This is a genomic window from Pseudomonas sp. 273 (assembly GCF_029201425.1).
GTDB classification, from domain to species: Bacteria; Pseudomonadota; Gammaproteobacteria; order Pseudomonadales; family Pseudomonadaceae; genus Pseudomonas; species Pseudomonas delhiensis.
In genome coordinates this window covers 4,658,746-4,672,717 of record NZ_CP116775.1, presented here as the reverse complement: position 1 = coordinate 4,672,717, position 13,972 = coordinate 4,658,746, and the positions used below count along the sequence as shown (strand labels likewise).

Genomic DNA, 13,972 nt, shown 5'->3' with positions numbered 1-13,972 from the left:
CCTGCGCGCGAATCGCGGGCAGGGCCCGCTCCTACAAAAAGCGGTTTAACCCGTTTTGGCCGACGACCTCGTCTGAAGGTTTGACTCCTTCACCGAGGCCGCCGCCATGTCGCTTCCCGTCACCTCCCTTCGTCCCGTCGCCCAGGGTTTCGCCATCGGCCTGTTGCTGGCCGTCGGCGGCTGCGGCCAATCCACCCAGCAACAGCCGGAAACCGCCGCCCAGGCGCCGGTGGTGACGCCACCGGTGGTCGCCGATGTCGCCGCCAAGGCCGAGACCCGCCGCGCCATGCCGGCTGCCGCGCCCATGCTGGAAAGCTACGCGCTGCCAGCAGCGCCCGAGCCGCTGTCGGCGGGCTACCGCGACCAGGACCGCGAGCAGTACCAGAAGCTGGCGCAGAACCCGGTGCACAGCGTCGCCGAGGCTCCGGTCTCCACCTTCAGCATCGACGTGGACACCGGCAGCTACGCCAACGTCCGCCGCCTGCTCAACGAGGGCCGCCTGCCGCCCCAGGGCGCGGTGCGCCTGGAAGAGATGCTCAACTACTTCCCCTACGCCTATGCGCCGCCGGCCGACGACAGCCCCTTCGGCATCACCACCGAGCTGGCGCCTTCGCCGTGGAACCCGCACACCCGCCTGCTGCGCATCGGCATCAAGGCCGCCGAGCGTGGCGTGGCGCAACTGCCGCCGGCCAACCTGGTGTTCCTGGTGGACGTCTCCGGCTCCATGGACCGCCGCGAGGGCCTGCCGCTGGTGAAGGGCACCCTCAAGCTGCTGGTGGACCAGCTGCGGCCGCAGGACAAGGTGTCGCTGGTGGTCTACGCCGGCGATTCGCGGGTGGTGCTGGAGCCCACCCCGGGCAAGGACAAGGCGAAGATCCGCGCCGCCATCGACCAGCTCCAGGCCGGCGGCTCCACCGCTGGTGCTGCGGGCATCGAGCTGGCCTACCGCATGGCGCAGCAAGGTTTCATCGACAAGGGCATCAACCGCATCCTGCTGGCCACCGATGGCGACTTCAACGTCGGCGTCAGCGACTTCGACAGCCTCAAGGCGATGGCTGCCGAGAAGCGCCGCAGCGGGGTGTCGTTGACCACCCTGGGCTTCGGCGTGGACAACTACAACGAGCGGCTGATGGAACAGCTGGCCGACGCCGGCGACGGCAACTACGCCTACATCGACAACCTGCGCGAGGCGCGCAAGGTGCTGGTGGAACAGCTCAGCTCGACCCTCGCGGTACTGGCGAAGAACGTCAAGCTCCAGCTCGAGTTCAACCCCGCGCAGGTCAGCGAGTACCGCCTGCTGGGCTACGAGAACCGCGCGCTGAAGCGCGAGGACTTCAACAACGACCAGGTCGACGCCGGCGAGATCGGCGCCGGGCATACCGTCACCGCGCTCTACGAGATAGTCCCGAAAGGGCAGAAGGGCTGGCTCGAGCCGCTGCGCTACCAGGCCGAGGCCAGGCCCGCCGGCAAGGGCGACGAACTGGCCTGGCTGCGGGTGCGCTGGCAGGCCCCGGAGGGCGGCCCCAGCCGCCTGGTCGAGCGCCCCATCGCCAGCAGCGGCGCCGGCGACCTGGCCCATGCCAGCGATGACCTGCGCTTCGCCGCGGCGGTGGCGGCCTTCGCCCAGCAGCTCGATGGCGCGCGCTACACCGGCGGCTTCGACATGAGCGATACTCTGGCCCTGGCCAGGAGCGCGCGCGGCGAGGACCCGTTCGGCCTGCGCGGCGAGTTCCTCCAGCTCGTCGAACTGGCGCGCAGCCTGCAAACCCCTTTGGCACGGAACCCCTGACTTGACCACGGACGAAGACGACGCCGCGCTGCTGCGGCGTTACCGCAAGGGCGATGCCGAGGCCTTCGCCACGCTCTACGCGCGCCACCGCCTGGGCCTCTACCGCTTCCTCTGCGGCCTGGGCGGCGACGCCGCGCAGGCCGAGGAAGCGTTCCAGGAAACCTGGCTGAGCCTGATCCGCAGCGACAGCGAGCCCCAGGGCCGGGCCAGCTTCCGCACCTGGCTGTACCAGATCGCCCGCAACCGGCTGATCGATCACTGGCGGCGCAACGGCCGGCGCCAGGCGCAGCACGAGGCCTTCGACGAGCAACTGCACGGCGAATCGCTGCCCGGCGAGGCCGAGGACCCGCTGCGGCAGCTGAGCCTGAGCCGCGACCGCGAGCGCCTGCAGCAGGCCCTGCAGGCGCTGCCGGGCGAGCAGCGCGAGGTGTTCCTGCTGCGCGCCCATGGCGACCTGGAACTGCAGGAGATCGCCGAACTGACCCGCACGCCCGCCGAGACGGTGAAGAGCCGCCTGCGGTATGCGTTGCAGAAACTGCGCCGGTTGCTCGCCGACCCGGCGGCGACCCAGGAGGTGTCCCCATGAATCGCCACCCGCAGCGGCCGGACGCCGAAGAGGCCGAATTGCTCGAGCATTTCCGCCGGCACGGCGGCGAGCAGCCGTCGGCGCAACTGGACGCCCGCATCCTGGCCGCGGCTCGCGCCGCCGTGCAGCCGCGCGCGAATGCCTGGCAGCGCCTGGGCCGCTGGCTGTTCGGCCGGCCGCAGCGCTGGTCGGTGGCCCTGGCCGGGGTGGCGACCCTCGGCATCGGCGTCAGCCTGGCCTTGCGCACCTTCGAGGAGGCGCCTCGCTTCGATGCCGCCGCGCCGGCCGTGGCCCCGGCGCCCAAGGCCGAATCCATGGCCCGCTCCGCCCGGCAGGCCGCCCCGGCGCTGTACTCGGCGCCTGCCGTCCCCGCCGCGGCGCCGGCTCCGCAGCTGGAGCAGCGCAAGCAGATGGCGGAAAGCGCGATGGCCGCCGACGAAGCCGCGCCCATGGCCAAGCGCAGCGACGAGCCGGCCGCGCTGGAGCCGGAGGCCAGCCTGCGGCAACTGGTCGAGCTGCGCCGACAGGGCGACCAGGCGGCCGCGACGGCCCTGCGCGAGGACCTGCAGCGGCGCTACCCGCGGCTGGACATCAACGCCGAACTGCGGCGCCTGGAGGCCCGGCCTTGAGCGCCTGAGCGCGTTTGTCGGAATTGTTTTCGGCTTTGTCCGAGGCTCTTGTCTTACAGATCAACTAAGGCGAGGATGGCGCGCCCCTGGCCATTTGCCCGCTCCGTGATGTTGCAACGCATCCTTCTGCTGACCCTCCTGCCGCTGTTGCTGACCGCCTGCGGTGATGCCGACAAGGCGCCGCCGGCCAAGGCCCAGGCACCCACGGCGGCGCCTGCCGCCACGGCGCAGAAGGCCCCGGCGCCCGAACCCGCGCTGGCGCCCGCCGCCAGCGTCGTGAAGGCGCCGGCCAAGCCGGCCACGCCCAAGGCGGAACTGGGCAAGCCCATGGCCCCCGAGCGCCTGCCGGTGGCCGATGCGAAGCCGAAGAAGGCCCCCGAACCCAGCGTGAACAAGCCGCTGCCGCCCACCAAGCTCGACCTGCGCCTGCCCAGGGACGTGCTGCACGGCCTGGAGCCGGGCAACGCCCTGCGCGAGAACCTGGACAAGCCGCTGCTGCCACCGCTGTTCGAGGAGAAGGAGAGCCCGTTCCAGGTCGGCGGCCGGCTGATCCAGCGCGAACGCGGCGAGCGCACCGATCCCGGCGACGACAGCTGGCATTCGGATATTCGCGGGGCGGAGTTGCAGTTTCAGTTTCGGAATTGAGTTGGGGGGCTTTTCGTAGGAGCGAGCTTGCTCGCGAATGGAGTTTCCCTGTAGCTGCGGTGCTTTCGCTGGACTCCGTACCCTCTCCCCAGCCCTCGGCTGCGCGCCCCGCCCTGAAGGGAGAGGGGCTTGTCCGTGCCGGCTGAAGGTATGGTTTCAGCCGGATGCCATAACGTCCGGCTGACTCAGGAATATCCAAGCACTCCGAACGGTCCCCTCTCCCTTCAGGGAGAGGGTTAGGGAGAGGGCGCTCTTCAGGCTCTGCACCGAAGCCACCAGCAGAACCCCCTTCGCGAGCAAGCTCGCTCCTACGAAAAACCTGTCAGAACCGATGTTCCCCGCGCTGGATAGCCCCGAACACCCCCTCATCCAGCGGCCGGTAATCCACCTCGCCCGGCAACCGCACGAACAGCGCCTCGCCGACCTGCCGGGGATCGAAGGCGGCGTTCTTCAGGTCGGCCTTCTTGTACTTGAAGGTGCCCGTGGTCTCCACCTGCTGCAGCAGGCGCAGGAACAGCGGCACGGCGTAGGCCGGCAGTTCGCGGTCGAGGTGTTCGGCCAGGGCCTTGCCGTCCACTGCCTGGCCGGGCGCCAGGCGCAGCGCGGCCATGCCGCAGCGGCCGTCGGTGCCGGGGATCTCCACGCCGTAGACCACCGCATCCTCCACGCCGGGGAAGGCGCCGAGGACGTTCTCCACCTCGGTGGTGGAGACGTTCTCGCCCTTCCAGCGGAAGGTGTCGCCCAGGCGGTCGACGAACTGGGTGTGCTTGAAGCCCAGGTCGCGCATCAGGTCGCCGGTGTTGAACCAGGCGTCGCCCTTCTTGAACACGTCGCGGTAGATCACCGCCTGGGTCTTGGCCGGGTCGGTGTAGCCGTCGAACGGCCACTTGTCGCTGATCTCGCTGATCAGCAGGCCCGACTCGCCCTTGCCGACCTTCTCCATGAAGCCCTTGGCGTCGCGCAGCGGGCGGTCGTTCTCCAGGTCGTAGCGGACGATGGCGTAGGTGGCCGGCGAGAAGCCCACGGTGTTGTCGAAGTTGAACACGTTGGTGAAGCCGATGTTGCCTTCGCTGGCGGCGTAGAACTCGGTGATCCGCTCGATGCCGAAGCGCGCCTTGAACTCGCCCCAGATCGACGGGCGCAGGCCGTTGCCGATCATGCAGGTCAGGCTGTTGTCGCGCTCTTCCTCGCACGCCGGCTGGTTGAGCAGGTAGCGGCACAGTTCGCCGATGTAGCCGAAACAGGTGGCATTGTAATGGCGCACGTCCTTCCAGAACGCCTTGGCCGAGAACCTGCGGCGCAGGGCGATGGCCGCGCCGCCGGCCAGCACCGCGCTCCAGCACACGGTGACGGCGTTGTTGTGGTAGCAGGGCAGGGTCAGGTAGAGCACGTCGTCGCGGGACAGGCCCAGGCCGGAGTGGCCGAAGCCGCCATAGGCCTTGATCCAGCGCCCGTGGCTCATGATCGAGGCCTTGGGCAGGCCGGTGGTGCCGGAGGTGTAGATGAAGAAGCAGGCGTCCTTCAGGCGTACCTGGGCGGTTTCCGCCAGGTTGTCGGAGCCCTGGGCCTGGGCCAGGCGCATCAGGTTGGCCCAGCCGTCGGGGGCCTGGCCGGGGTCGCGCAGGGTGTCGTCGTCGGCCACCCAGTACAGGCGCTCGGCGCCGCCCTGCAGGCTGGCACGTACTTCGTCGAAGGCTTCGCGCAGTTCCTCGCCGACCACGAAGTGGCCGGGGCTGACCAGGTTCAGGCTGTGGGCCAGTACCTGGCCGCGCTGGGTGGTGTTGATCAGCGCGCCCACGGCGCCGAGCTTGGCCAGGGCGGCGAGGATGACCAGCAGTTCGGCGCGGTTCTCCAGCATCACCGCGACCACGCTGCCGTGCTTCACGCCCTCGGCCTGGAAGCTGCGCGCCAGGCGGTTGGCCCAGCCGTTGAACAGCGCGTAGGACAGGCGCCGCTGGCCTTCCAGCAGCGCCGGGGCGTCCGGGTACAGGCGCGCCGCGCGCTCCAGGGCCCAGCCCAGGGACAGGTTCTTCTCGCGGTTGCGGATGCCGGTGTAGTAGAGCCCGCGCAGCATGCGCGGCACGCGCCCGAGGGTGGCGGGCAGGTGGGCGATGAAGCGGGTGGGGGTGATCAGATCGGCATGGCTCATTGACGCTGCCCTTGTTGTCGTTGTTGTCCGTGGCGTGTGCACGCCCGCCCGACTCTAGGCCGCCAGCGGCCCGCGGGCTATGACTCTGGCGCGCGCGGCGCCGGGCAGTTGGGCAAATGGGCGGCAGGCTGCAGGCGGCAGGCTACAGGCCAGAACCGCTCGCTCTTGGCTTTTGCCTGCAGCCTGCCGCCTGTAGCCTGTCGCCTCAATCCAGAAACAGATCGGGCACCAGCGGCCCGCCCTGGGGGTCGTAGCGGTACTGTTCGAAGTCGCTTACGCCCTGTTCGCGGAGGATGTCTTCGTCTATCAGCAGGCGACCGCTGATGCTGCGGCCGCCGCTGGCGAGGATGGCGTGGGCGGCGTCGGCCATGATCGCCGGGGTGCGGGCGCGCTTGAAGGCGTCGCGGCTGCCCAGTTCGAATTCGATGGCGGCGGTGGCGATCATGGTCTTCGGCCACAGGGCGTTGACGCTGATGCCGTACTTTTTGAACTCCTCGTGCATGCCGAGGGTGAGCATGCTCATGCCGTACTTGGTGACGGTGTAGGGGCCGTGCTGGGCGAACCATTTCCCGGCCAGGTTCAGCGGCGGCGACAGGCTGAGGATGTGGCCCTGACTCTGCTTCAGGTAAGGCAGGGCGGCTTGGCTGCAGACCATCACCGCGCGGGTGTTGATCTGGTACATCAGGTCGAAGCGCTTGGGTTCCAGGCGTTCCACGCCCACCAGCTTGATGGCGCCGGCGTTGTTGACCAGCACATCGATGCCACCGAAGTGCTCGGCGGCGCGGGCCATGGCCTCGCGCACGGCGTTCTCGTCGCGCACGTCCAGTTGCAGGGCCAGGGCCTTGCCGCCGGCGGCCTCGACTTCCGCGGCGACGCTGAAGATGGTGCCGGCCAGTTTCGGATGGGGTTCGGCGCTCTTGGCGGCGATCACGACGTTGGCGCCGTCGCGCGCGGCGCGCAGGGCGATCTCGCGGCCGATGCCGCGGCTGGCGCCGGTGATGAAGAGGGTCTTGGCGTTCAGGGACATGCTTGGCTCCGTGTTCTTGTTGTGTTCGGACTACAGCTGTAGGAGCGAGCTTGCTCGCGAATGGGGTTTCCCGGCGGTTCTGGTGCTGGGCCTGAAGAGCGCCCTCTCCCTAACCCTCTCCCTGAAGGGAGAGGGGACCGTTGGGCAGATGCTGATAGTTCGGCGTTAGCCGGCTAGCGCAGTGATTACCGACTGAAACCATACCTTCTCTCGGCACGGACAAGCTCTCTCTCCCTTCAGGGCGGGGCGCGCAGCCGAGGGCTGGGGAGAGGGTACTGAGTCCATCGAAAACACTGTAGCTACCGGGATACTCCATTCGCGAGCAAGCTCGCTCCTACGAAAAACGTTTCAGGCCTCCTCGGCCTCGACCTCCACCAGCAACTGGCGGCTCTTGACCTGTTCGCCCTTGCTCACCTGGATGCGGCGGATAATGCCGTCGACCCCGGCCTTGAGCGGATGTTCCATCTTCATCGCCTCCAGCACGAGCAACAGCTGGCCCTTGCTGACCCGCGCGCCCTCGCTGACCAGCACGTCGACGATGGCGCCGTCCATCGGCGCCTTGACCGTGCCGGAGGCCGCGCCGCCCTGGGCGCCGGCGGGCTCGTGGGTGACGTCGCGCAGCTCCAGGTTGCCGCCCGTGCCATACAGCCAGACGCGTTCGCCCTGGCGGTGGTGGGCGATGCGCCGGCGGATGCCGTTGATCTCCGCCACCACCCAGCGCGCGTCCATGGCGATCAGCCACAGCGCCACCACCGAGTCGCCGATGCAGGCCAGCAGCCTGGGCTGCGTACCGGGCTCCAGCACCTCCAGCTCCACCCCGTGCTTCTGCTCGCCGTCGTGCAGCTGGTAGCGCCAGGGCTCGTTGCCGGCGTTGCGCCAGCCGGCCAGGCCGCCCTGGTGCGCGCGGGCGCTGGCCGAGGCCTGGTAGAGCAGGGCGGCGGCCAGGGCCAGTTCGCCGGGTTGTGGCGCTTGCGGGCGCAGGCTCGGGTCGTTGGCGAAGTGCTCGCCGATGAACGCGGTGGTGGCGTTGCCGGCGGCGAACTCCGGGTGTTTGAGCAGGTTGGCGAGGAAGCGCTGGTTGGCCTTCACGCCCAGCAGCACGCAGTCCTCCACGGCGCGCACCAGCTTGCGCCGGGCCTCGTCGCGGGTGGCGCCGTAGGCGATCACCTTGGCCAGCATGGGGTCGTAGAAGGGCGTCACCGCCCGGCCCTCCACCAGGCCGTGGTCGATGCGGATGCCGTCCTGCACCTGCGGCTCCCAGCGCAGCACCTCGCCGGTTTGCGGCAGGAAGCCGTTGCCGGCGTCCTCGGCGTACAGGCGCACCTCGATGGCGTGGCCGCGCAGCGCGATGTCCTCCTGCTTCAGCGGCAGCGGCTGGCCTTCGGCCACGCGGATCTGCCAGGCCACCAGGTCCTGGCCGGTGACCAGTTCGGTGACCGGGTGCTCGACCTGCAGGCGGGTGTTCATTTCCAGGAAGTAGAAAGCGCCGCTGGTGTCCAGCAGGAACTCCACGGTGCCGGCGCCGACGTAGTTCACCCGCGCCGCCGCCTTCACCGCCGCCTCGCCCATGGCCTGGCGCAGCTCCGGGGTGAGCACCGGGCAGGGCGCTTCCTCGATGACCTTCTGGTGGCGGCGCTGCACCGAGCAGTCGCGCTCGCCGAGGTGGACCAGGTTGCCGTGGTGGTCGCCGAACACCTGGATTTCCACGTGGCGCGGGCGGATCACCGCCTTCTCCAGGATCAGTTCGTCGCTGCCGAAGGCGTTCAGCGCTTCCGAGCGCGCGGTGCGCAGTTGCGCGGCCAGCTCGTCGGCCGCCTGCACCAGGCGCATGCCGCGGCCGCCGCCGCCGGCGCTGGCCTTGATCATCAGCGGGTAGCCGATGCGCCCGGCCTCGCGGGCCAGGCTCGCGTCGTCCTGCTCGGCGCCCTCGTAGCCGGGGATGCAGGGCACGCCGGCTTCGAGCATGGCCAGCTTGGACAGGCGCTTGCTGCCCATCAGGTGGATGGCCTCGACGCTCGGGCCGATGAAGACGATGCCGGCGGCCTCGCAGGCGCGGGCGAACTCGGCGTTCTCCGAGAGGAAGCCGTAGCCGGGGTGCACCGCGTCGGCGCCAGTGCGCCGCGCGGCGTCGAGGATGGCCGCGGCCTTCAGGTAGGACTGGCCGACCGGCGCCGGGCCGATGCACAGGGCCTCGTCGGCCAGTTGCACGTGGCGCGCCTCGGCGTCGGCCTCGCTGTACACCGCCACCGTGCGGTAGCCCAGGGCCTGGGCGGTGCGGATCACCCGGCAGGCGATCTCGCCACGGTTGGCGATGAGGATCTTGTCGAAGCTGGGCATGCTGGTTTCCCTCTCCCCAACCCTCTCCCTGAAGGGAGAAGGGGCTGTCTGCTGCGGCCGGCGGCTACTGCGCCCACTGCGGTTTGCGTTTCTGCACGAAGGCCATGGTGCCTTCGGCGCCTTCCGCGCCGGTCACGGCGGCGGCGAACTGTCTTGCGGCGTCGTCCAGCAGCGGGCCCAGGGCCTGGGTCTCGGTGGCCAGCAGCAGCGCCTTGGTCTGCGCGTTGGCGCCGGGGGCGCAGCGGCGCACCTGTTCCAGGCATTGCGCCAGGCGCTGGCCGAGGGCGTCGGCGTCGGCCTCGCTGAAGTGCACCAGGCCCAGGCGCAGCGCCTCGCGGCCGTCGAAGCGGGCGGCGGTGAGCGCCAGGCGGCGGGCCTGGGTCAGGCCGATGCGCTTGACCACGAAGGGCGCGATCTGCGCCGGCAGCACGCCGAGGCTGGTTTCCGGCAGGCCGAATTGGGCGCCGTCAGCGGCGAGGGCGATGTCCGACACGCAGGCCAGGCCGAAGCCGCCGCCGAGCACCGCGCCTTCCAGCACCGCCACCAGCACCTGCGGCTGTGCCTGGGCTTCCTCCAGCAGGGCGCCGAAGGCGCGGTTCAGCGCAGCGTAGGCATCGGGCCCGGTGGCGCGGGCGCCGGCCATGTCCTTGATGTCGCCACCGGCGCAGAAGTGCCCGCCGGCGCCGCGCAGGACGACGGCGCGCACCTCGCGGTCGTCGCGCACGGCGGCCAGCACCGCGCGCAGTTCCCCGACCATGGCCAGGCTCATGGCGTTGCGACTGTCCGGGCGGTCGAGGGTGACGTGCAGCACGCCGCCATCGCGCTCCAGCAGCAGGGTTTCGCAGTTCGGCAATTCGCTCATGCCGGATTCCTCGTCTATTCGTCGTCTTTTCGTAGGAGCGAGTTTGCTCGCGAACGCTTCCGCTGCGGGGCTGGTTCGCGAGCAAGCTCGCTCCTACAAAGGCAACAGCTCTTAGCCCTTTTTCTTGCCCGGCAGAGTACCCATCAGCTTGCAGATGATGCCGAGCATGATCTCGTCGGCACCGCCGCCGATGGACACCAGGCGGGTGTCGCGGTAGGCGCGGGAGACCGGGTTCTCCCACATGAAGCCCTGGCCGCCCCAGTACTGCAGGCAGGCGTCGGTGACCTCGCGGGCCAGGCGGCCGACCTTGAGCTTGGCCATGGAGGCCAGGCGGGTGACGTCCTTGCCGCGGATGTACTGCTCGGTGGCCTGGTAGGTGAGGGCGCGCAGGCACTCGATCTCGGTCATCAGCTCGGCCATGCGGAAGTGGATGACCTGGTTGTCGATCAGCGCCTGGCCGAAGGTCTTGCGCTGCTTGCAGTAGTCGATGGTGGCGTTGACGCAGTACTCCAGGCCCTTGATCCCGCTGGCGGCGCCGAACAGGCGTTCTTCCTGGAACTGCAGCATCTGCATCATGAAGCCCGCGCCCTCGGCGCCGATGCGGTAGCGCTGCGGCACGCGCACGTCGTCGAAGAACACCTGGGCGGTCTCCGAACTGCGCATGCCGAGCTTGTCCAGGTGCGGGCTGACGCTGATGCCCTTGCTCTTCATCGGCACCATGATCAGCGACTTGTTGACGTGGGGCTTGTCGTCGGAGGTGTTGGCCAGCAGGCAGATGAAGTCGGCCGAGGGCGAGTTGGTGATCCACATCTTGCTGCCGTTGATCACGTAGTCGTCGTCGTCCTTGCGCGCGGTGGTCTTCAGCCCCGCCACGTCGGAGCCGGCGCCGACCTCGGAGACGCCGATGCAGCCGACCATCTCGCCGGCGATGGCCGGGCGCAGGAATTCCTCGCGCAGCTCGTCGGAGCCGAAGCGGGCGAGGGCCGGGGTGCACATGTCGGTCTGCACGCCGATGGACATGGGCACGCCGCCGCAGTGGATGGTGCCGAACTCCTCGGCGGCGACCACCGAGTAGCTGTAGTCCAGGCCCATGCCGCCGAACTTCTCCGGCTTGGAGATGCCCAGCAGGCCCAGCGCGCCGGCCTTTTTGAACACTTCATGGATGGGGAAGCGGCCGTCCTTCTCCCACTGGTCGACGTAGGGGTTGATCTCCTTGTCGACGAAGTTGCGGACGGTGCGGCGGAGTTCTTCGTGTTCCTGGGTGAAGAGCATTTGTTGTTTTCCTCCTGAGCCTTGGGTGTTCACTTCCCCTTTCCCTCTCCCCAACCCTCTCCCTGAAGGGAGAGGGGGCTGTTCGGAGCGGGCGGGAAGTTCGCTTTACGCCGGATCGCTTTGGCTCCCTCTCCCGCAAGCGGGAGAGGGAGCCCCTATCAGGTCAGAACCTCGCTACCCCGAAACTGTTGCCCTTGAGCGGCCGTACCGCCGCCTCCGCGCAGATGTCCAGCAGGTAGCCCAGCAGCCGGCGGCTGTCGCGCGGGTCGATCAACCCGTCGTCCCACAGGCTGGCGGTGCCGTACAGTGCGGTGGACTGGGCGTCGAGCTTCTGCGCGGTCATCTGTTCGAGCATGTCGAGCATCTTCGCGTCGGCCTGCTTGCCCTCCTTGGCGTGCTTTTCCTCGGTGACAATGCGCAGCACCTTGCCGGCCTGGGCGCCGCCCATGACCGCGGTGCGGCTGTTGGGCCAGGCGAAGATGAAGCGCGGGTCCAGGCCGCGGCCGCACATGGCGTAGTTGCCGGCGCCGTAGGAACCGCCGACCACCAGGGTGAGCTTGGGCACGGTGGCGTTGGCCACCGCCTGGATCATCTTCGAGCCATGCTTGATCACCCCCAGGCGCTCGGACTCGGTGCCGACCATGAAGCCGGTGGTGTTGTGCAGGAACAGGATGGGCGTGTTGCTCTGCTCGCACAGCTGGATGAACTGCGCCGCCTTGGCCGCGCCCTGCGGGGTGATGGGGCCGTTGTTGCCGATCAGGCCGCAGGCGTGGCCCTCGATGTGCAGGTGGCCGCACACCGTCTGGGCGTCGAATTCGTTCTTGAAGTCGAGGAAGCGCGAACCGTCGGCGATGCGCGCGACGATCTCGCGCACGTCGTAGGGCTTCCTGGCGTCGGCCGGGACCACGCCCAGCAGTTCCTCGGCCGGGTACAGCGGCTCGTCCCAGTGCCGCGCCGCGCGGGCCGGCAGCTGGGCGTTCCACGGCAGTGCGGCGAGGATCTCGCGAGCCAGGCGCACGCCGTCGGCGTCGTTCTCCGCCAGGTACTCGGCGGTGCCGGCGACCTGGGCGTGCAGTTCGGCGCCGCCCAGTTCCTCGTCGGTGGCTATTTCGCCGGTGGCGGCCTTGAGCAGCGGCGGGCCGGCGAGGAACATCTTGGCCTTGCCGCGCACCACCACCACGTAGTCCGACAACCCCGGCTGGTAGGCGCCGCCGGCGGTGCTGGAGCCGTGCACGACCGTGACCTGCGGGATGCCGGCGGCCGACAGCCGCGCCTGGTTGGCGAAGCCGCGGGCGCCCTCGACGAAGATGTCCGCCGCGTAGTTGAGGTTGGCGCCGCCGCTCTCGGTCAGGGCGATGAGCGGCAGCTTGTTCTCCAGCGCCACCTGCTGCAGGCGCAGGGTCTTCTTCAGCCCGGTGGGGGAGATGGTGCCGCCCTTGATCGCGCTGTTGCTGGCGCTGACCAGGCAGCGCACCCCGGCGACGTAGCCGATGCCGGAGATGATGCCGCCGCCGGCCTGGGTGCCGTCCTTGTCGTCGTGCAGCTTGTAGCCGGCCAGGGAGCAGAGTTCGAGGAAGGGCGCGCCGGGGTCGAGCAGCAGGTTCAGGCGCTCGCGCGGCAGCAGCTGGCCGCGCTTGTCGAACTTCGGCCTGGCCTCGGCGGCCTTGTCCAGCACCTGCTGCTCCAGGTCGCGGAAGCTGGCCACGGCGGCCAGCATGGCCTGGCGGTTGCGGGCGAAGTCCTCGCCCTGGGTGTCGATTTCCGACTGGATCACCGGCATGGCTTACTCCTGGTCCTTCAGCACGTCGGGCAGGTAGGCGCGGTGGAAGCCGTTGTAGGAACGGCTCTGCCCCGGCTTGCCCTTGGCCAGCGGGAAGGCGCGGCTGCCCTGGCTGGCGGCGCCGTCGATGCGGATGGTGTTGCCGCTGATGAAGGCGGCGCCGGGGGAGAGCAGGAAGACGATGGCCGAGGCCACTTCCGATTCGGTGCCGATGCGCTTGAGCGGCACGTGTTCGCGCAGGGTCGGGATCACCGCCTTGAAGGCGCCCTCGTAGGTGTCCATGCCGCTGGAGGCGATCCAGCCCGGCGCCACGGCGTTGACCCGCACCCCGGCGTGGCCCCACTCCACGGCGGCGGTCTTGGTGAAGTTCTCCATGCCCGCGCGGGCGGCGCCGGAGTGGCCCATGCCGGGCATGCCGCCCCACATGTCGGCGAGCATGTTGACGATGCCGCCGCCGGTCTTGCTCATGCTCTGGTTGAACACCTCGCGGGCCATTAGGAAGCCGCCCACCAGGTTGGTGCGCACCACCGCCTCGAAGCCCTTGAGGTTGATCGAGGCGAGCGGCGCGGGGTACTGGCCGCCGGCGTTGTTGACCAGGTGGTGGATCGGCCCGCGCTCGGCGAGCACCAGCGCCACCAGCGCCTTCACCGCCTCCTCGTCGCGGATGTCGCAGCTGTGCCAGCTGGCGCTGCCGCCGTCCTCGGCGATCTCGCCGGCGGTCTTCTCCAGCTTCTCGGCCTTGCGCCCGACCAGCACCACATGGGCGCCCAGGGCCGCCAGTTCATGGGCGGTGCAACGGCCGATGCCGCTGCCGCCACCAGTGACGATTGCAGTCTGGCCGGCGAACAGGCCGGGCTTGAAGATCGAGTCGTATGCCATTGTTTTTGTCGTCCTGC

The 13,972-nt window shown here is 69.5% G+C and carries 11 protein-coding genes; 4 read left to right on the top strand and 7 right to left on the bottom strand.

The features are described 5' to 3' along the window. Positions 1 to 106: 106 nt before the first annotated feature. From PKO50_RS21255 to PKO50_RS21240, 4 genes are all read left to right on the top strand, one after another. Positions 107 to 1,789, top strand: coding sequence for a VWA domain-containing protein (locus tag PKO50_RS21255; protein ID WP_275627163.1), 1,683 nt, complete (start codon positions 107 to 109; stop codon positions 1,787 to 1,789). 1 nt (position 1,790) lies between these two features. Next, positions 1,791 to 2,375 carry an RNA polymerase sigma factor gene (locus tag PKO50_RS21250; RefSeq protein WP_275627162.1) on the top strand — a complete coding sequence of 195 codons (585 nt, stop codon included), beginning with the start codon at positions 1,791 to 1,793 and terminating at the stop codon, positions 2,373 to 2,375. Beyond that, complete coding sequence (locus PKO50_RS21245; protein ID WP_275627161.1) at positions 2,372 to 3,004, top strand: hypothetical protein; 633 nt, start codon at positions 2,372 to 2,374, stop codon at positions 3,002 to 3,004. The genes PKO50_RS21250 and PKO50_RS21245 overlap by 4 nt, the downstream gene beginning before the upstream one ends. 108 nt (positions 3,005 to 3,112) lie before the next feature. Next, complete coding sequence (locus tag PKO50_RS21240) at positions 3,113 to 3,649, top strand: hypothetical protein (RefSeq protein WP_275627160.1); 537 nt, start codon at positions 3,113 to 3,115, stop codon at positions 3,647 to 3,649. Positions 3,650 to 3,971: 322 nt separating this feature from the next. On the opposite strand, the gene PKO50_RS21235 is transcribed toward PKO50_RS21240, so the two are convergent. The 7 genes from PKO50_RS21235 to PKO50_RS21205 all read right to left on the bottom strand — a co-directional run bounded on the left by PKO50_RS21235 (position 3,972) and on the right by PKO50_RS21205 (position 13,955). Continuing rightward, on the bottom strand, positions 3,972 to 5,798 hold the full coding sequence (locus tag PKO50_RS21235; protein ID WP_275627159.1) for a long-chain-acyl-CoA synthetase: 1,827 nt from the start codon (positions 5,796 to 5,798) through the stop codon (positions 3,972 to 3,974). A 205-nt stretch (positions 5,799 to 6,003) separates the two neighbouring features. Continuing rightward, positions 6,004 to 6,825 carry an NAD(P)-dependent oxidoreductase gene (locus PKO50_RS21230; RefSeq protein WP_275627158.1) on the bottom strand — a complete coding sequence of 274 codons (822 nt, stop codon included), beginning with the start codon at positions 6,823 to 6,825 and terminating at the stop codon, positions 6,004 to 6,006. 348 nt (positions 6,826 to 7,173) lie between these two features. Continuing rightward, on the bottom strand, positions 7,174 to 9,162 hold the full coding sequence (gene atuF, locus PKO50_RS21225; protein WP_275627157.1) for a geranyl-CoA carboxylase subunit apha: 1,989 nt from the start codon (positions 9,160 to 9,162) through the stop codon (positions 7,174 to 7,176). Positions 9,163 to 9,226: 64 nt separating this feature from the next. Beyond that, positions 9,227 to 10,024 carry an isohexenylglutaconyl-CoA hydratase gene (gene atuE, locus PKO50_RS21220; RefSeq protein WP_275627156.1) on the bottom strand — a complete coding sequence of 266 codons (798 nt, stop codon included), beginning with the start codon at positions 10,022 to 10,024 and terminating at the stop codon, positions 9,227 to 9,229. A gap of 111 nt (positions 10,025 to 10,135) precedes the next feature. Next, a complete protein-coding gene (gene atuD / locus PKO50_RS21215; RefSeq protein ID WP_275627155.1) occupies positions 10,136 to 11,296 on the bottom strand; it encodes a citronellyl-CoA dehydrogenase in 1,161 nt (386 codons plus the stop codon). A gap of 163 nt (positions 11,297 to 11,459) precedes the next feature. Continuing rightward, positions 11,460 to 13,076: a geranyl-CoA carboxylase subunit beta gene (gene atuC, locus PKO50_RS21210; protein ID WP_275627154.1), complete on the bottom strand. Its 1,617-nt coding sequence runs from the start codon at positions 13,074 to 13,076 to the stop codon at positions 11,460 to 11,462. Positions 13,077 to 13,079: 3 nt separating this feature from the next. Beyond that, the gene (locus PKO50_RS21205) at positions 13,080 to 13,955 is read right to left on the bottom strand and encodes an SDR family oxidoreductase (RefSeq protein ID WP_275627153.1); all 876 of its coding nucleotides are present in this window, start codon (positions 13,953 to 13,955) and stop codon (positions 13,080 to 13,082) included. Positions 13,956 to 13,972 lie beyond the last annotated feature (17 nt).